This window comes from Micromonospora sp. NPDC007220, assembly GCF_040634035.1.
Lineage (GTDB): Bacteria > Actinomycetota > Actinomycetes > Mycobacteriales > Micromonosporaceae > Micromonospora > Micromonospora reichwaldensis.
Genome location: NZ_JBEYEU010000036.1, coordinates 1 through 16,512, shown reverse-complemented (window position 1 = coordinate 16,512; position 16,512 = coordinate 1). Strand labels below are relative to the sequence as shown.

Genomic DNA, 16,512 nt, shown 5'->3' with positions numbered 1-16,512 from the left:
GTGTGACAGCTGAGATGCGGGTCCGGGTCCGGGCCGGAGACACCGATGCGTTCGGTGAGCTCTTCGATGAGCATGCCGATGCGGTCTATCGGCATGCGGTGTGGAGTGGGGATGATCCGGTTCAGGCCGAGGATGTGGTGTCGCTGACCTTCCTTGAGGCGTGGCGAATTCGCGAATCCTTGCATCCGGATGGAGACAGCCTGCGGCCGTGGCTGCTCGGGATCGCCACCAATGTGCTGCGCAATCGCAGGCGGGCGGCGCGCCGGCACCGGGAGGCATTGCGGCGATTGCCCGTACGCGACACCGTCCCGGACTTCGCTGACGAGGTGGTCGCCCGGATGCACGATGCCGACCAGGTGGCTGCGGTCATGGCGGGACTGCAGTCGCTGCGCCGGGCGGACCGGGAGGTGTTCCTGCTCTGCGTGTGGTCGCAACTGGACTACGCGGCGGCGGCCGAGGCGCTGGGCATACCCGTCGGAACGGTGCGTTCGCGGCTGTCGCGGGCCCGGACCCGGCTGCGGGTGCTGGCACAGCAGGAGATGACGCGTACCCGAATGATCCCCGTCGAGCAGGGAGAGTACCGATGAGCGAGCCCACCGCCCCCCAGGTGCCGGCCATGTCGGCGTTGCGCCGGCAGGCGCTGCGGCATCATCTGATGAACGAGATCGAGCGGCCGGCCCGCCGGCCACGGCGGATGCTGGTGCTCGCGCCCGCGGCCGGCGTGCTGGCGGTCGCGGTTGCGGCCGGGGCGATCGCCCAGCCGTGGGCGCCGGACAGCGCGCCGCTGATCGTGACGGTCGAGCAGGGCGAACGCAGCGGCGCGACGTTGTTGCTCAACCGGATGGCCGCAGCGGCCGCCGACACGCCGGACCCATCGACGGGCGAGGGAGAGTACGTCTACATCAGGAGCCGAGCTGCGTTCGCCGAGTTCGGTGACGGCCCGGCGCGGTTGCAGCCGGTGCACGAGCGGGAGATCTGGATCCCGCGGAACGAACGCGGTGACGGCTTGCTCCGCCAGCCGTTCCTCAACGTGCCGATCATCGGTGTGATCCCGGAGCGGGAGACGCTCACGGACGTGACGCCGAACGCGGCACTCGTCGATCTGCCCAGCAATCCGGACGCCCTGCTGGAAAAGCTCTACCGGGAGCGCGACGAGCGTGGCAGAGGCAACAGCCGCGACGGCGCGGCGTTTACCGCGATCGGCGACATCCTGCGCGAGTCGCTGGTACCGCCACAGACGACTGCCGCGCTCTACCAGGCCGCGGCGAAGATTCCGGGGATCGAGGTGGTCCGCGGGGTCACGGACGCGGCCGGACGGCGGGGGGTGGCTGTCGCGTACACCGAGCGGAGCCAGCGCAAGGAGTGGATTTTCGATGAACAGACGTACGAGTACCTCGGTGAGCGCAGTTACCTCGTGGCGGACACCGCCGACGGGCCGGCGGGGACGGTGCTGGGCACGACTGCGGTGCTGCAGCGAGCGGTGGTGTCGAACCTCGGACAGCGCCCAGAGAGGTAGCTGCCCAGCAACCGGTGCAATCGATGTTCTTGCGAACCACTCACGAATTGCAGGACCGGCTCGCACCATGTTGCGAAACGTCCTACTCGTGGTTCAGATCGCCTTGCCTGACTCCTCAACCCTGCCCCGGCACAACGCCTCGGCTGCTAGCGTTCGGCGCCATGTGGACGGAGGAGATCGTGGCCGGGCGTCCGGCCTGGCGGCACACCGCGTCGGGCGTGGTGTTCCGTGAGGTGCCCGGCGGCACGTTCCGCATGGGTCTGTCCGACGCGGAACTGGAGGCCGTACGCGCCATCGAGCGCAGCGGTGAAGTCGAAGACACGGTCGAGCCCTTCTTCGCCGCAGCCACGGACGCCCAGCCCGTGCGGGAGGTGCGGGTCGCACCGTTCCTGATCGCCCGGCACCCGCTGACGGTCACGCAGGTCCGGCACTGGCTGCCCGACTACGAGGACGACTACGCCGACGAGGACACCACGACAGCCCGCCTCGAGGGCGACCTCGACGACCTGCTTGAGGCCCTGCCGTTCCGGCTGCCCAGCGAGGCCGAGTGGGAGTACGCGGCCCGCGCCGGCACCACCACGCTGACGTTCCGCGGCGACGACAAGCCCGACGAGGACCAGATCCTCGACGACTTCAGCGACGAGGAGCGCACGGCCGGCGGGGAGAACGCCTTCGGTCTGGCGGCGATGGGCTCGGCTGGCGAGATCTGCGCCGACGTGTGGATCCCTGGCTTCGTGGACGCGCCGGCGGATACCCGGCCACGCACCGGCGACGGGCCCCGCGTCGTACGCGGCGGCGCCGCCGACCTCCACCCGTGGCAGGGCTGCGACGAGTGGCTACTGCTGCTCTCTGCCACCCGGTACGAGCACTCCCAGTTCACCGCGGTCCGCCCGGCCGCACCGCTGCCGTCCCGGTAGGCCGCGTCCTGGCTGGCCGACGGATTCGCGAAGAAGCCCACAGCCGTACGCCCGTCGACCGTGGGCCGCGACGGCACCATCCTCGTCGTCCGCGCCGCCGAACGGCGGCGCTGAGCACGCCGCCGGCAACACCCCGAGATGTACGCGGAGCCCGCGCACGCAGCCAGCCGTCACTCCTCGGCGTCGGACGATTCCTCGTCGGGCGGCAGCACCGACACATCCGGGCGCAGCGGGGCGGGCGTGGGCAGGGCACCGAGGCCGACACGTTCCAACTCCTTGTGCAGGCTGCCGCGCAGTTCCTTCACCACGTCCTCCCGGGCCTGCCGATAGGCCAGCTGCGCAGCTGCACGCGCCGCGTGACCTGCATGCCGGTAGCCACCCCACCACTCCAACCGCCGATAGGTCCCGTTCTCATTCCTGATACGTACGACCCAGAAGGTCGAGCCGTGCTTGCGCACCGTCCAGTAGCTGCCGTCGGCGGTGTAGCTCCCGTATGCCATGCCCCCAACCTATCGATCGTCCACACTTCAGGCCTCAGCCGTCTGTCTACAGTGGATTGCTCGCTACGCTGACCAGGATTGCAATTCAGCCAATTCCCGAAAGGAAAGCAAGGCGGCGGTCACCGAAAGGGGCACGGCCGGATCCGCCATGAGTCGGAAGATGCCCCGCCATTGCAGGACCGTCGAGCACCACGGCAGATGCCGCAGCAGGACAACCTCAGCGGAACACCACGCAGCGCCACCGATTGGTAGCGTGACGGCGACACCGACCGGTCGGCGTCGATGCCCTGGGGAGGGTCAGGCATGTGGGCGGACGAAGCCGCGCTGGACGCGGCAACGCGCCGGCTCGACGACTGGGAAGCGTCCATCGCGGACCGGGCGGCCCGGGCCAAGGAGTTGGCTCCGCGGGTGCAGGCGATGAGGGGCACGGCGACCAGCCCCGATCGGACGATCGAGGTCACCGTCGACTCGTCGGGCCTGCTGGTCGACCTGCGGCTGGACGAACGCACCCGACAGCACTCCGCGGCGCACACCGCCCGGCAGATCCTGGCGACCACCCGAGCCGCTCACGCCGACCTCCTGAGCAGAATCACTGAGGCGACCACGGGCGTCCTCGGTGCCGAGGATCCGACAGCGGTGGCGCTTGTCGAGTCGTACCGCCGCCGGCTGGCTCCCGACCGGGACACACCGGATGCCCGGCGCTGAGGGCATCCAGGTCGACCCCGACGACCTGACCCGCCACGCCGCGCGCCTCGACCGCCGCGCCGACAGCCTCGACACCGCCCGCCAGGCCGGCCAGCACGTCCGGTTGGGAGCCGAGGCGTACGGGCGGCTCTGCGCGATCATGCCGGCGCTGCTCGACGGCCTCCAGCAGACCCTGGTCCAGGGCATCGGCACCGCGGCCGGCTCGGTGCGCGACACGGCCGACAGACTGCGGACCGGCGCCGACCGCTACCGTGCCGCCGACACTCGGGCCGAGCGGTCGCTACAGCGGACACGGTACAAGGAGTGACCACCAACCCGCTCCTCGCCACGGCCGCCGAGACCCCACCCAGCGCCTGGGCCGGCATCTGGATCTGCGAAGACATCGAGCTCATCGCCCAGGGCGTCCGCAACGGCAGCTGGATCGACGGCACCCTCGGCGTCGTCAGCGCCGGACTGGACGCCCTCGCCTTCGTCTCCGATCCGGTCGGCGCGCTGCTCCAGTACGGCATCGCCTGGCTGATCGAGCACGTCAAGCCGCTCAGCGAGGCACTGGACTGGCTCGCCGGCGACCCGGCGCAGATCACCGCCCACGCCCGGACCTGGCGCAACGTCGCCGCGTCGCTGCGCAAGGAAGCCGCCGACCTGGGCGCCGCCGTCCGCACCGACGTCGCGAGCTGGGGTGGCGGCGCCGGCCCCGCCTACCGGGCCTGGGCCGCCGAGCAGCAGCAGGCCATCGGCGGGCTGGCCCAGGGCGCCGACACCCTCGCCGCCATCACCGAGGGCGCGGCCGGCCTGGTCGCCGCCGTCCGGCTGCTGGTCCGCGACGCCATCGCCACCTGCGTCTCCCGGCTCATCGTGTACGCCGGCGAACTGGTCGTCACCGGCGGGTTCGCCGCGCCACTGGTGGTGGAGCAGGTGACGACGTTGGTGGCGTCGTGGGCGGCGCGGATCGCGCGGCTGCTGCGAGGGCTGCTGGCGAGCCTGCGTCGGTTGATGCCGGAGATCCGGCGGCTCGGTGACCTGATCGAGAAGCTGAAACAGGCGCTGGGCCGACTTGGACGGTCGGGGGCCGAACCAGACGCCCTGAATCGGGTACGTCGGAGGGGGTCCGGGCCGCGAATGCCCATGACGATGGAGTCAGTGCACGCCATCGCCGCGAAGTACGGCATCGACCTGTCCGGCGTACGGCTGACGATCAACAACCGCCTCTCAGGTCTATGCGGTGTCACCCGCGCGGATCTCTCGGTGATGCTCTGCCGGGAGGCATTCCGCAGCGAAGAGGACCTCGCGCGCACGCTTGCCCACGAGCGCTTCCACGTCTCCGAGCTTCGAGAGGGCCGTCCCTATCCCACGAAGGAGCACGACTTCGAGGCTTTCGAGGATCGCGCCTATGCTCACGAAGAGCAGTGGTGGAACAGCCACCCGGTCAGGCCGGAGGGAACCGACTGATGGCCACCTTTGAGCAGTGGCTCGACGCCTACGAAATCGTCTACCGAGCCCTGCCCGCCGCGTCGGACCAGCCGTGCCCGAACTGCCGCCGGCAGGCTCTTCGGCTTGTTTTCACCGGGCCGCCCGGGTCTGGGTACGGCTATGCGTCCTTCTGGTGCGACGCCTGCCTGGAAGGAATTCATCTCTCGCGGGTGCCGGTCCCAGAGGGAGTCGTCGCGCGCTCCCTCGCTGATGCGCCGGAAACGCGTCGACCCACCATCCCCAACTACCGCGTGGTCAGCTAGCGATTTCGACTCAGGGTGAACTCCGATGACGCTCACAACACAGGTCAGCGAGTGACCGGGGGCGGCACTTCACCGGACACTGGCCTATTGGCTCACCGGGGCAGGCGGCGGGAGCAGGGGCCGTCGTGGTCGGCGCGGAGCAGGCAGCGCCGACCACCAGGCATCCGCAGGTCGCAAAAGACCCGGTGACGCACGTGCTGGTTGTCCTCTTCCGAAACGGTGATCTCCCCCGGGTCGGCCTGCGGCAGCACCAGCAGCCAACGGCTGATCACCCGAGCCAGCCGCTGCGCGGCCGGCAGGTCGGCGGCGGCGACGGGCAGGTGAATGACGTACCGCTGGGTCATGCCTCGTGTCCCCGGTCGGTGCGGGCGCGGGCCTGCTCGGACTGCCAGCGGCGCAGCGCGTCCTTGATGACGGCGGTCTCCCGGCGGCTGGCGGCCAGGGCGGCGTAGACGTTGGCCATGTCGCCGGCGACGCGGTCGAGGAAGTCGTAGACGTCGGCCGGTTCCAGGCCGCGGCGTCCGAGCCCGACCGGCTTGAAGCGGCGCTCGCGCACCTGCCACGGCAGCAGACTGGTGTACGCCGAGGAGCGGTAGGTCGCTCCCGGTCGCTGGTTGCGGACGCTCATCTGCTGCCTGCCTCTCCCTCGTGGAATGGAAGGGGTGGCCCGTCCATCCTCCCCGCACGCACGGGCCACCCCGCCCTGCCGCCGCAGCTTCGATCAGCGGTACGACACCAGGGCCTGTGGTCATCCTGTGACGGTGCGCAGCATCGAAGCAACGTTCCACACCAGAATTCTCCCCAGAAGTATTGACTTTCTTTGCCGCCACCGATAGCTGTTACATGGCAAGGTGACGCAGCGTTGCGCGGTGGAATCAGGGAGTGTCCGGGTGACCGAGGATGTCGGATCGACCGTGCCGCGCCGGCAACTCGGCCGGCTGCTACGCCAGTACCGCACCGAGGCGGGGGTCACCCTCGACGCCGCCGCCGAGGCCCTCGAATACAGCCGGCAGAAGATCTGGCGGATCGAGTGCGGCATGGGCCCGGTCCGGGTGCTCGACGTCAAGGCCATGTGCGAGCTGTACGGGGTGTCCGCCGAGATGACCGAGGCGATGCGCGGGCTCGCCACGGAGACGAAGTCCAAGGGCTGGTGGCACGCGTATGGGGACGCGGTCCCGAGCTGGTTCGAGCTGTACGTGGGCTTGGAATCCGCCGCCGCCCACCTCCGCCGCTACGACGAATCGCTGATCCCCGGAATCCTTCAGACCAAGGAGTACGCCCACGCGCTCTACGGTCTTAGCGGGCGGTTGAGCGGCGAGGAACGCGAGCGGGCGGTGCAGGTTCGACTTCAGCGACAGGCACTTCTTATCCGACGGCTACCGGCGGCACCCCGACTTGATGCCGTGCTGTCGGAGGCGGTGCTCCGACGGGTCCTCGGTGGCCCCGAGGTGATGAGCCTCCAACTCGACCAGCTCATCAAGCTCTCGGACCTTCCCAACGTGTCAGTCAGGGTGCTGCCGTTGGGAGCGGGCCCTCAGCCTGGCGCGGTGGCCGGGTCCTTCGTCGTCCTCGACTTTCCACCGACTAAACAGGGCCGCGCCGCCCCGGAACCATCGGTCGTATACAGCGAGTCCCTGACCGGAGCGCTCTACCTCGACAAGCCAGAAGAGCTGGCCGCCTACGACCGCGTTTGGAGGGGCCTGGATGCGCTCGCCCTCGGCGAGGCAGAATCGAGAGACATGATCAAGCGGCTCATCGGGGAGATGCGACATGACTGACCTGACCGGCGCCGTCTGGCGCAAGAGCACCCGCAGCGGAGACAACGGCGGCGACTGCGTCGAGGTCGCCACCAACCTTCCTGGCGTCGTTGTCGTCCGCGACTCCAAGAACCCCGCCGGACCGGAGTTGACCTTCGAACCGGCAGCGTGGTCCGCGTTCACGGCCGCCGCCAAGAGGCGGCCTGATGACCGACAATTCTGATCGCTTCTCGCTCGGCCCGTCATAGGTTACTCGTGGTGCATCGACCATCCGCATCAGCTCATGGACCTGCCCTCGCTGTACCACTGCAAGAGATCCGTGAGGGTCGTGCGCGAATGGAAGTACTTCAAATCCTGGGCAACGGCAGTGAGCTGCTCGCGGAAGTCCACATGCGCGCCCATCTCGGGATCCTCCGAGGTGCCTCTGGCATAGAGGGCCGCTCCGCCAGTAGCTGCCACAGCGCCGACCAAGTTTGCTCGCGTTGCACCCGTCGCACTTCCCTATCGTTCATCAGTCCGCTGGTCGCCGAGTCGCTGCCCGTCCCTGGAGGCGTCGTCCACCCGCAGCATTGTCAGTTCGACAAACCGCGATGCGTTAACCTGCGGGCCAGCACGATTCGGCGCAACTGGCGTACGCCGAATTCGAAGTCCTCAATGTCGCTCGGCCCGACGCCTTCGTTCAGTTCGGCATAGGCAGCCAAGGCTTCGTCGAGTGCGTCCAGAACGGCACTCTCGGCACAGGCAGCGTCTGCCTTGTCGTCCGCGGTCGCCAGCGGGGATCCCCACGGACTGCCCGGCTGCTGGGAGGCGGCGTCCGCGAAGATGAGCTGCTCGACCTGTTCCGGCGTAACACCCAGCTCGTCAGCCCATCCGCTCAGCAGCGCCAGATATCGGCGGTAGTGCTCTACCTGCCAGTTCAGACTCACTGCAAAGGCCGCATGCCGCCACAGCCAGCGCTGCACCAGACGATCGAGCACCAACGCCGGTGCCGCAGCCCGGCTGCAGAAATAGAGATACTTGGTCGCGAAGGCGACGCCGAGGTAGCGCAGCCGGTTGTCCTTCAGCCAGGCGAAGGCTTCAGCCCCGCCGCCTCCGCGTACTCGCAGAGCCGCCTCACGGAGCACGGCTGGCGCACCGGGGTTCTCCCGCAGTACGCGGGCCGCCCGGAACGCGCCGTATCCGATCGGCCCGTATCCCCACACCATCGCGGTGACGAACGCCTGGACCGCCTCGGCATCGCTGTCGGCGGCGTGGCGCCCTCGCTGTGCCACGCCGGCGCGGTCAATCTGGTCTGGAAGTTCGGCGAGAAGATCGTGGTGATCCGGCAAGGTCGCCTGCCATGTGGACCGGTTCCATCTCATTGCGCCTTGCGGTGGACGTCCAGCGGCGTTCCAGCTGACGAACAGTTCCCGGAGGCGATCCGGTAGGTCGGGGACAGTGTTGTCGGCCGTCACGTCATGCTCCAGTCTTCCTTGGGCAGGGTGTCTGCCCGACGATCGCCCAACGGGTGAAACGGTGGCAGGGGCGAGAGCGAGGGGCAGGGCAGGGCAGGGCGTCAGACCTCGGTCTGCGTGGCCTGCCCGTAAAACCAGCGGAGATGCTCGATCAGTGCCTCGCGCACCTTGAGGTCAACGAGGACGCTGAGGAGGAAGCCGGGACGGAGCGCCAACTTCGCGGCCGCGATCTTCACGCCGGGCAGCTCGTTCAGCCGCTGACGGAACTGCTCCCGCAATGCTATGTCGTCGAACGGGGCCCGGGTGCTGAGGTGCTGGAACACGATCTCGCATTTGCCGCTCGGATAGATCGTCGCAGGCCAGAGGTTGCCGCGCTCGTGGTCCTTTCCGCGCGCCATCATGAAGCACGAGGTCTCACCGCCGGAACCGTAGAGCAGCATGCCGCCCATACCTGCCCAGGCTTCGAGCACCGCAACCGTGCCGTGCGCGACCTGCGCGTCCTGAAGGTCCGTCAACTGCTCGAGGAACCGGTCGTCCAGCGAACTGTTGCGCCGGGACCGCGGTCGGAGAAGCTGGTCGGGCCCGTCCTGCTGCGGCATCCCAGCGAGTTGCGCCAGTTCCTCGACACCAATGCGCTGCGCCTGGCTGGCCCGACCGTACTTGTCGAACTCGACACCCTCATCCCGCAGCAAATCGTGCGGGGAGTCGGTGCGGGATGGGTCGAGCCAGCGGAAGTTCGGCGCTATCGCACCCTCAGCCTGGAGCACTCGGTGCGCGTTCGGCGCCGGGTGGTTGGCCAGGCGAGAGCCGACGGAGACAGGGTGACTGCCGATCAGCGCAGCCAAATCACCGTATGCGGTCCAGGAGCCGGCGGGCAGCGCGGCGAGCGCCGTGTTCATGACGTCCCAGGGCACCTCGGATTTGTTGCCCGCCTCCTCGGTAGGCCCGGGCCAGGTGGCGATGATCCGTTCGGCGAGCGCATCGGCACGGGCGTGGATCTCGGGACGTCCCCAGCGCTTCTGGTCGGCGATCTCCCGGTTGAGCGCGATCCCGCTCTTGCCCAGTTGGGCCCGCTTGACCAGGAAGGAGCTGTTGCTCAGTTCCGCGTTGTAGCCGGTCAGGGTCAGGTTGCCCAACGTGTGAACCAGAGCCTCGTGTACCTCGGCGAAGCTCTCCTCCCCCTGCAGGTCCTCGCTCAGCATCTGCCGCCATTCCGCAGTCGGGCTCTGCGGCATGACATGTTCGATGGTCAGCGATGCTGGCGAGACCGGTTCCTTACTGCCGTGCGCCTCCTCCAACCACTGAAGGACGAGCTTGCGCTGGGTCGCGCGGCCGTTGAGGTAGAACGGATGGACCGCACCGACTCTCGGAGGCTGGTGTCGGTGGCGTAATACTTCCGGCCGACCGACAGATACGCCCGCACCGCCTCGTCAACCGGCAGGTCCTTACGCATGTCGGTGACGATGCGCAGCAGGACCCGGTTGATACTCGCGGTGGCGCGGCCGATCAGCAGGCGCCGGACGAAGTAGCTCTCGACGCACAGCATCGCCGAGGCGATCTGGTCGGAGGTTGCCGTCCCCTGCTTGCGGCGGTCCAGCAAATGCAGCAGCAGCGGCAACACGGTAGTCGTGTCCCACGCGTTGAGTCGGGCCAGACGTCGCCGCACCTGTGGGTCCTGCTCCTCCTCGGGGTGCAGGATGATCCGCAGGAGAGCACCGAGACGGCAGAACCGGCGGACCTCAGCCTCGATTTCCGCTTCAGTGTGCAGGCCGTTGAGCCGTGCCTGCTGGCCGACGTAAGTGTCTGTCTGCTTCACCTCGGGGTTGCGGTGCACCAGGTCGAGCCAGAACAACTGCTCCAGTTCCCCGGCGTCCAGCTGCTTCTGCAGCGGGAACCACAGCGAGTCGTAGACCGCCTCGCCGCGGTTCGGCAGACGCATGAACAGATAGTTGCGCAGCAGGTCGGCCTGAGTGAGCTTGAGGCCCGTGTTGTTGAGTGACTCGAAGATCCGATAGACGTTGTCGCCGGCCTGTGCCACCACCGAGACCAGCGCCATCCCCGAGATGACGGCGTCCTCGACGCGTTCGATGTCCATCGGGTCGTCCGGGTCATCGACCGCGACGAGCTGGGCCGCGAAGAACCGATACGCCGCGCCCACTTGGTCACTCCCGCCGGCCTGCGGCGTCGCTTCCAGACACGCCTCGTAGGCGGCGCGATCGGCCTGGGTGGGGACGAGCTTCAACCGATGAGCCGGCTTGTACTTGTTGATCAGGTACTCCTGATCTATCCGGTCCCGATGGTCCGGGTCCTCGTGCTTGGCCCGGTGGTCGCGAATGGCGCAGAGTAGGATCGACAGGGTGGTCAGCCGCTGCTGGCCGTCCACCACCAGGAACTCGGAGACCGAGGGTCCATGCGTGGGGCTGGGGGCGAGCACCAGGGAGCCTATGAAGTGCGTGAGGTTAGGATTCTCGGCCCGCTCCTCGGCCAGCTTGCGGATGTCTTCCCAGAGGCGCTTGAGCTGGGAGTCTGTCCACGAGTATGTCCGCTGGTACAGCGGCACCCGATACTGCTTCGCGCCCTCGAGTAGCTCCCGCAGCGTTGTCTCGTGTGCCGCAACCATGCAACCGGCTCCTCGTCTCTCCACCGTTTCCGACCCGCCAACACGTGCAATCCACAACGGGCGGAGCAGCCCACAATAGGCGGGGACCGAAGCGTTGACTCATGATCTTTCTGTCGGTATTGCGACACGCGTCGGCCGGATACCACCATGATGAGGATCTTGCATGAGGTCCTCCTCCGAACAGGCCGGGCCAGCCGCCAATCAGCATCTTTATGTGGACGACTGACCGCTCGAGGTGAACCCTCCCGTGAGGCAGGAATCAAGCAAGGCGAACGCCCTAGCGGCCGACAGCTCCGCGCGCGGCGCCGAGCTGGTTCGAGCTGTACGCCGGCCTGGGATCCGGCACCGCCCACCTCCGCCGGCACGAGTCGTTGATTCCGGAATCCTTGAGACCAAGGAGTACACCCACGCTCTCTACCGTCTCGGCGGAAGGCTGAGTGACGAGGAGCACGAGCAGGTAGTCCAGGTCCGACTTCAGCGGCAGTCCCTACTCGTTCGACAATTGCCGGCGGCTCCTCGACTTGATACACCTGGTGTCGGAGGCGGTGCTCCGGCGGAGCATCGGCGGCTCGGTAGTCATGGGTGCTCAACTCGATCAGTAGCTTGCGGCGCCTGCGTCGAGGTGGCGACCAACCTCCGCCACCTCGTCGCCGTGCGCGACTCCAAGGACGAGCGCGGTGCTGTCCTGACGTTCGCACCGGCCGCCTGGGCGAGGTTCGTGACGGTGACGCGCATCGGCTTCGACAAGGAGCAACGAGACTGATCTGACGGAGGGCAACGCCTCCTCACTTTGGCGGCAGCCCGATGCATTCGTCGCGGCGGCCTTCCCCGATCAGAGGGTCGCTACCTCTATTCGGTAGCCGCCCGTCCACCCTGATCGGTCGCCAGTGGGCCAGTCAGCCACTTTGGACCCACGGCGTTGTCGTCGACCCGACAGTGATCGAATTCGTCACGGCTACCTCAGTACCGTTCACAGGACTCGCGCGGTGGGTGCCGCGCGGACTACCTGTGGGGACAGAAGCATGACCGATCCTGGCCACCCGAGCCAGAACCAGCCGTATGCAGGCCAGCCCGACAACGGGCCCCCGCCCTACGGCCCGCCGCCGACTGCGGCGTATCCGGCCGCGCCGGCTCGACGGAAGCGGCCGTCCTGGCTGATTCCCACGCTCATCGGCCTCGGCGCCATGGTTGCGCTGTGCTGCGGCGTCGGCATGGTCGGAGCGATCCTCGGCGACTCCGAGCCGGCAAGCGTGTCGTCGAGCGCGGAGCCGACCGCCGCAGCGGCTGACGCCTCCCCGGCCAAGTCGGCGCCCGCACCGTCGGCCGCCGCGACCCCGCCGGCCGCGGCTCCGGCGAAGCCGAGCCCGGCGAAGCCGACCGGCCCGAAGGTGTACCGCGTTGGTGACAAGGTTCGCGGCGGCGACTTCGAGTTCACCGTCAACAGCGTCAAGTGCGGCATCTCGCAGGTGGGCGACTCCTTCCTCAACCGTAAGGCCCAGGGCACGTACTGTCGCGTGAGCATTTCCGTCAAGAACGTCACCAAGTCGGCTCACCTCTTCCACGCCGACGGCACGGTGACCGTTCAAGATGCCGCTGGCCGCGAGTACGACGCCGACGGCACAGCCGGGATGTACGGCAACGACGATGCCCGCGGTTTTCTCGACGAGATCAACCCTGGCAACTCCGTACGCGCCAACGTCTTCTTCGACGTGCCCAAGGGCACGAAGTTGAAGACCATCACCTTCGATGCGGGACTCTTCACACTCGCCGAGGACGCGGTAGTCAGCCTGTGACAGATCGGTCAGGTCCCGTGGTTTACGGACCTGACCGTTCTGCGTTCGTCGTCGCCGCCGACCTGATCGACTTTCCCATGGGCTGCCCGGCGCCACGACGTATGACGAGTCACGCCTGGCATGGAAGGATCACGCGAATGGATCTCCTGACGGCACGCTTACGTGCGTTCGCGGACGAGCGCGATTGGCAACAGTTCCACACGCCCAAGAACCTGGCCATGGCGCTTGCCGGCGAGGTGGGTGAACTGCTCGCCGAGTTCCAGTGGCTGACGCCCGAGCAGGCCGCTGAGGTCATGTCCGAACCGGAGGCCGGTGCCCGGGTCAAGGCCGAGATCGGCGACGTCATGGTCTATCTGACACGACTGGCCGACGTGCTCGATATCGACCTCGTCGAAGCTGCCATGACCAAGCTCGACGAGGTGGCTGTCCGCTATCCGGTGGAGCGGGCGAAGGGCTCGGTCGCGAAGCCTCAGTCCTGATTGTGGCGATGAGTTGATCTCTTCGCTACAGTCCCCTCATACAGGCGCGTAACGACGGGCTTCCGGCTGTGGCCAGACACGCCCCCCATGCGCACGATCATTTCGTGCTGCCCGGGGGCAAGTGTTGTCAGCGTTCCGTACCTCCGCCGATGGTCTGCTCCGACTGGCCACCAACGGCACTTTGGCCGACCGGATCGCCGAGAGCCTCCGTCACCACGTGAGCCCGAGTGAACGGCGCTCCTGGTCGCGCAGCCTCCTGGTGCTCGGTCAGGATCTCGCCGACGCGGGGTTGGGGCAGGTCGAGGTCCTGGTCGAGTACCAGCTTCCGCTGACGAGCAAGCGTGTGGACGTCGTACTCGCCGGCGTCGATCCGGGGACCGCCGAGGACTCCTACGTGGTGGTGGAGCTGAAGCAGTGGTCCCAGGCCGAGTCCTACGAGGGCTCGGACCGACTCGTCCTGGTCGAGCACGCCCGAGGCCCGCGCCTACACCCGGGCGTGCAGGTCGGCGACTACTGCGAGTACCTCACGGACTTTCTCGGTGTCCTCGCCGACCGGCGCAATCCTGTGCGGGGTGCCGCGTACCTGCACAACGCCGTCGACCGCGACGTCAACGATCTGTTCGCGCGCCGTCCCACAGAGCAGAGCCGGATCTTCACCAAACAACGTCGCGGCCAGTTCCTCGACTACCTCCGCATGCACCTCGCACCCGCTCCGGGCGCGGCCGCAGCGGACCGTTTCCTCACCAGCTCCGTCCGACCCAGCAGGCACCTTCTGTCGTACGCGGCCCAGGAGCTGAAGGAACGGTCGCACTTCACGTTGTTGGACCGCCAGCGCTTGGCGTACGAGTTGGTCCTGCACGCGGTGGAGCGGGCCCGGTCGGCGGAGCGCAAGTCGGTCGTGGTCGTCGCCGGGGGGCCGGGCAGCGGCAAGAGCGTGATCGCCCTGTCGGTGCTCGGCGAACTGGCCCGACAGAACCGATCAGTCATGCACGCCACCGGCTCACGGTCGTTCACCCAGACGCTGCGCCGGTACGCCGGCAAGGGATCAACCCGAATCAAGAATCTGTTCGCCTACTTCAACAGCTTCATGACAGCGGAACGCAATGGGTTCGACGTGCTGATCTGCGACGAGGCGCACCGGATCCGGGAGACGTCGGTCAACAGGTTCACGCCCAAGGCAAAGCGCGACAAGGCCCGTCCGCAGGTCGACGAACTGATCGCCGCCGCACGGGTGCCGGTGTTCCTGCTCGATGAGCACCAGGTCGTGAAGCCAGGAGAACTCGGCAGCGTCGACGTCATCTCCCGATATGCCGAGCAACTTGGCTTGGAGGTCGAGGTGGTCTCGCTTCACGACCAGTTCCGCTGCGGCGGCAGCGAGGCGTACGAGAAGTGGGTGCTTGACCTCCTGGGCCTCGAGGGTGGCGAGCCGACGGTCTGGACCGGCGACGGCCGCTTCGACCTTCGGCTCGCTGACTCGCCGGAGGAGTTGGAGGCGTTCCTCGCCGGGAAACAGGCCGCCGGGGAAACGGCACGAATGTCGGCGGGATACTGCTGGCCGTGGAGCGATCCGCGACCGGATGACACCCTCGTTCCTGATGTGCAGGTGGGCAGTTGGGCCCGGCCGTGGAACGTCAAGAGCGACCGCAGCGTCGGCGAGGCGCCGGGCAGCGCGTTCTGGGCCACCGACCCCCATGGATTCGGCCAGGTGGGCTGCGTCTACACCGCCCAGGGCTTCGAGTACGAGTGGTCGGGCGTCATCATCGGCCCGGATTTGGTCGCCCGCGACGGAAAGTTGGTCACCCGACGTTCCGAGTCGAAGGACCCGGCGTTCCGCAGCCGCAAGACGCTCAGTGATGTCGAGGCGGACCGGCTGATCCGCAACACCTACAAGGTGCTGATGACCCGGGGCATGCGTGGCACGCTGCTCTATTCGACCGACCCGGAGACGCGGGAGTGGCTGACTTCGTTGGTCCGCGTGAAACGGGGTTTGGAGACGGTCTACGAAGCCACGTCGTCCGCCGGAGGCTTCGGATCGCACTGAAGCGCTGCTCGCGACGGTCGCACGTGAGGCCCCTTGTCCACCCTCCGTCAGGGCAGTACGGCCACGGCCTGAATCTCGATGAGCAGGTGCGGGTGGGGTAGCTGGTGGACGGCGACGGTGGTGCGGGTGGGGCCGGTGGCGTCGAAGTACTCGGCCCAGACCTGGTTGTAGCCGCCGAAGTCGTTCATGTTGACGAGGTAGGTGGTGACCTGCACGAGGTCGGTCAGGTCGGCGCCGACCGTCTTCAGCAGATCTTGGATGTTGTCGATGACGGCCCTGGTCTGCGCGCGGATGTCCAGGTTCGTCGTGCCCAGCTCGTCGACCTGCACGCCGGCGAAGGTGTTGTCGGGGCGGCGGCTGGAGGTGCCGGAGACGAAGACGAACCCACCGGCGACCTTGACGTGCGGGAACGCGCCACGGGGTACGGCCTTGCCGGCCACGACGTGCGCCCGCACGCCCGTGCCCTGGTTCGCGGACATGCTGTGGCTTGCGGGCGTGCCCTGGTTCGGGGTCATGCCGCTGCTCTCAGGGAGGTGGTGCCGAGGTGTTCGACGACGGCGCGGACGTGGGCGCCGGGTTTCAGGGGCACGGCGGCGGTGGCGGCGCCGGCGAGGAACACCCAGCCCTCGCGCAGCCGTACGCCGTGGCGTCCGGCGAGGCGGATGCCTTCGTCGAGGGCGCGGCGGGGGTCGCCGAGGATCGCGGCGGTCGAGCCGACCTGCGCCACCCGTCCGTCGATCTCCAGCAACACCCCCAGGTTGTCCAGGCCGTCGGGCACCGGCGACCAGGCGCCGATGGTGAAGGCGGCGGCGGAGGTGTTGTCGGCGACAACGTCCGGCAGGGAGAACGTGAAGTTGGCGTACCGCGAGTCGATGACCTCGATGGCGGGGGCGACCGCGCGTACGGCGTCGGTGAAGTCCCCGACCGGCTCGCCCGGTTCGGGGAGACGGTCGAGCAGGAACGCCACTTCGGGTTCGACGCGGGGGTGGATGAACCT

Annotated in this window: 21 protein-coding genes and 2 pseudogenes; 14 read left to right on the top strand and 9 right to left on the bottom strand. The window is 68.0% G+C overall.

Annotation, left to right across the window (positions count from 1 at the left end; genetic code table 11):
- Positions 1–2: 2 nt before the first annotated feature.
- The 3 genes from ABZ573_RS30360 to ABZ573_RS30350 all read left to right on the top strand — a co-directional run bounded on the left by ABZ573_RS30360 (position 3) and on the right by ABZ573_RS30350 (position 2,433).
- Positions 3–587, top strand: coding sequence for an RNA polymerase sigma factor (locus ABZ573_RS30360; RefSeq protein WP_358122464.1), 585 nt, complete (start codon positions 3–5; stop codon positions 585–587).
- A complete protein-coding gene (locus tag ABZ573_RS30355) occupies positions 584–1,516 on the top strand; it encodes a CU044_5270 family protein (protein ID WP_358122462.1) in 933 nt (310 codons plus the stop codon). The genes ABZ573_RS30360 and ABZ573_RS30355 overlap by 4 nt, the downstream gene beginning before the upstream one ends.
- A 161-nt stretch (positions 1,517–1,677) precedes the next feature.
- Positions 1,678–2,433 (top strand): SUMF1/EgtB/PvdO family nonheme iron enzyme, encoded by a 756-nt coding sequence (locus tag ABZ573_RS30350; protein ID WP_358122460.1) that lies wholly within the window; start codon positions 1,678–1,680, stop codon positions 2,431–2,433.
- Between the two features lie 170 nt (positions 2,434–2,603).
- Here the strand turns inward: ABZ573_RS30350 and ABZ573_RS30345 are convergent, their stop codons facing one another.
- Positions 2,604–2,933, bottom strand: coding sequence for a hypothetical protein (locus tag ABZ573_RS30345; RefSeq protein ID WP_327028236.1), 330 nt, complete (start codon positions 2,931–2,933; stop codon positions 2,604–2,606).
- Positions 2,934–3,236: 303 nt separating this feature from the next.
- Here ABZ573_RS30345 and ABZ573_RS30340 point away from each other — a divergent pair, with 303 nt between their 5' ends.
- Genes ABZ573_RS30340 through ABZ573_RS30325 form a run of 4 tightly spaced genes read left to right on the top strand, consistent with a single transcriptional unit; the run spans position 3,237 to position 5,371 of the window.
- Entirely contained in the window at positions 3,237–3,638 is a 402-nt protein-coding gene (locus ABZ573_RS30340) for a YbaB/EbfC family DNA-binding protein (RefSeq protein ID WP_358122458.1), read from the top strand.
- Positions 3,625–3,945 (top strand): type VII secretion target, encoded by a 321-nt coding sequence (locus ABZ573_RS30335; RefSeq protein WP_358122456.1) that lies wholly within the window; start codon positions 3,625–3,627, stop codon positions 3,943–3,945. The genes ABZ573_RS30340 and ABZ573_RS30335 overlap by 14 nt, the downstream gene beginning before the upstream one ends.
- Positions 3,942–5,087 carry a WXG100 family type VII secretion target gene (locus ABZ573_RS30330; protein WP_358122454.1) on the top strand — a complete coding sequence of 382 codons (1,146 nt, stop codon included), beginning with the start codon at positions 3,942–3,944 and terminating at the stop codon, positions 5,085–5,087. The genes ABZ573_RS30335 and ABZ573_RS30330 overlap by 4 nt, the downstream gene beginning before the upstream one ends.
- Positions 5,087–5,371 carry a hypothetical protein gene (locus tag ABZ573_RS30325; RefSeq protein WP_358122452.1) on the top strand — a complete coding sequence of 95 codons (285 nt, stop codon included), beginning with the start codon at positions 5,087–5,089 and terminating at the stop codon, positions 5,369–5,371. The genes ABZ573_RS30330 and ABZ573_RS30325 overlap by 1 nt, the downstream gene beginning before the upstream one ends.
- Before the next feature lie 92 nt (positions 5,372–5,463).
- Here the strand turns inward: ABZ573_RS30325 and ABZ573_RS30320 are convergent, their stop codons facing one another.
- Together ABZ573_RS30320 and ABZ573_RS30315 are read right to left on the bottom strand one after the other, a co-directional pair.
- Complete coding sequence (locus ABZ573_RS30320) at positions 5,464–5,715, bottom strand: hypothetical protein (protein WP_358122450.1); 252 nt, start codon at positions 5,713–5,715, stop codon at positions 5,464–5,466.
- Positions 5,712–5,999, bottom strand: coding sequence for a DivIVA domain-containing protein (locus ABZ573_RS30315; protein ID WP_327028231.1), 288 nt, complete (start codon positions 5,997–5,999; stop codon positions 5,712–5,714). The genes ABZ573_RS30320 and ABZ573_RS30315 overlap by 4 nt, the downstream gene beginning before the upstream one ends.
- A gap of 262 nt (positions 6,000–6,261) precedes the next feature.
- Between ABZ573_RS30315 and ABZ573_RS30310 the strand changes: the two genes are divergently transcribed.
- On the top strand, positions 6,262–7,149 hold the full coding sequence (locus tag ABZ573_RS30310; RefSeq protein ID WP_358122448.1) for a helix-turn-helix transcriptional regulator: 888 nt from the start codon (positions 6,262–6,264) through the stop codon (positions 7,147–7,149).
- Positions 7,142–7,351: a DUF397 domain-containing protein gene (locus ABZ573_RS30305; protein ID WP_358122446.1), complete on the top strand. Its 210-nt coding sequence runs from the start codon at positions 7,142–7,144 to the stop codon at positions 7,349–7,351. The genes ABZ573_RS30310 and ABZ573_RS30305 overlap by 8 nt, the downstream gene beginning before the upstream one ends.
- A 53-nt stretch (positions 7,352–7,404) precedes the next feature.
- Here the strand turns inward: ABZ573_RS30305 and ABZ573_RS30300 are convergent, their stop codons facing one another.
- From ABZ573_RS30300 to ABZ573_RS30285, 4 genes are all read right to left on the bottom strand, one after another.
- Entirely contained in the window at positions 7,405–7,530 is a 126-nt protein-coding gene (locus tag ABZ573_RS30300) for a hypothetical protein (protein ID WP_358122444.1), read from the bottom strand.
- A gap of 170 nt (positions 7,531–7,700) precedes the next feature.
- Positions 7,701–8,582 carry a hypothetical protein gene (locus tag ABZ573_RS30295; protein WP_358122442.1) on the bottom strand — a complete coding sequence of 294 codons (882 nt, stop codon included), beginning with the start codon at positions 8,580–8,582 and terminating at the stop codon, positions 7,701–7,703.
- A gap of 101 nt (positions 8,583–8,683) precedes the next feature.
- The gene (locus tag ABZ573_RS30290; RefSeq protein WP_358122440.1) at positions 8,684–9,880 is read right to left on the bottom strand and encodes a DUF1524 domain-containing protein; all 1,197 of its coding nucleotides are present in this window, start codon (positions 9,878–9,880) and stop codon (positions 8,684–8,686) included.
- The gene (locus ABZ573_RS30285) at positions 9,832–11,202 is read right to left on the bottom strand and encodes a DUF262 domain-containing protein (RefSeq protein ID WP_358122438.1); all 1,371 of its coding nucleotides are present in this window, start codon (positions 11,200–11,202) and stop codon (positions 9,832–9,834) included. Before ABZ573_RS30285 ends, ABZ573_RS30290 begins: the two co-directional genes overlap by 49 nt.
- A 235-nt stretch (positions 11,203–11,437) precedes the next feature.
- Here ABZ573_RS30285 and ABZ573_RS30280 point away from each other — a divergent pair.
- The 5 genes and pseudogenes from ABZ573_RS30280 to ABZ573_RS30260 form a co-directional block, all read left to right on the top strand.
- A pseudogene (locus ABZ573_RS30280) lies at positions 11,438–11,650 on the top strand (hypothetical protein); the annotation flags it as partial.
- A gap of 174 nt (positions 11,651–11,824) precedes the next feature.
- Positions 11,825–11,965, top strand: a complete 141-nt coding sequence (locus ABZ573_RS30275) for a DUF397 domain-containing protein (RefSeq protein WP_358122492.1) — start codon at positions 11,825–11,827, stop codon at positions 11,963–11,965.
- A gap of 259 nt (positions 11,966–12,224) precedes the next feature.
- Complete coding sequence (locus ABZ573_RS30270; protein ID WP_358122436.1) at positions 12,225–12,995, top strand: DUF4352 domain-containing protein; 771 nt, start codon at positions 12,225–12,227, stop codon at positions 12,993–12,995.
- A 137-nt stretch (positions 12,996–13,132) separates the two neighbouring features.
- Positions 13,133–13,474 carry a nucleotide pyrophosphohydrolase gene (locus tag ABZ573_RS30265; RefSeq protein ID WP_151456629.1) on the top strand — a complete coding sequence of 114 codons (342 nt, stop codon included), beginning with the start codon at positions 13,133–13,135 and terminating at the stop codon, positions 13,472–13,474.
- Between the two features lie 217 nt (positions 13,475–13,691).
- Positions 13,692–15,515 carry a DUF2075 domain-containing protein gene (locus ABZ573_RS30260; RefSeq protein WP_358122434.1) on the top strand — a complete coding sequence of 608 codons (1,824 nt, stop codon included), beginning with the start codon at positions 13,692–13,694 and terminating at the stop codon, positions 15,513–15,515.
- Positions 15,516–15,562: 47 nt separating this feature from the next.
- On the opposite strand, the gene ABZ573_RS30255 is transcribed toward ABZ573_RS30260, so the two are convergent.
- Positions 15,563–15,994, bottom strand: coding sequence for a RidA family protein (locus tag ABZ573_RS30255; protein ID WP_358122490.1), 432 nt, complete (start codon positions 15,992–15,994; stop codon positions 15,563–15,565).
- A gap of 32 nt (positions 15,995–16,026) precedes the next feature.
- Positions 16,027–16,512, bottom strand: a pseudogene (locus ABZ573_RS30250) (4-oxalocrotonate decarboxylase); the annotation flags it as partial.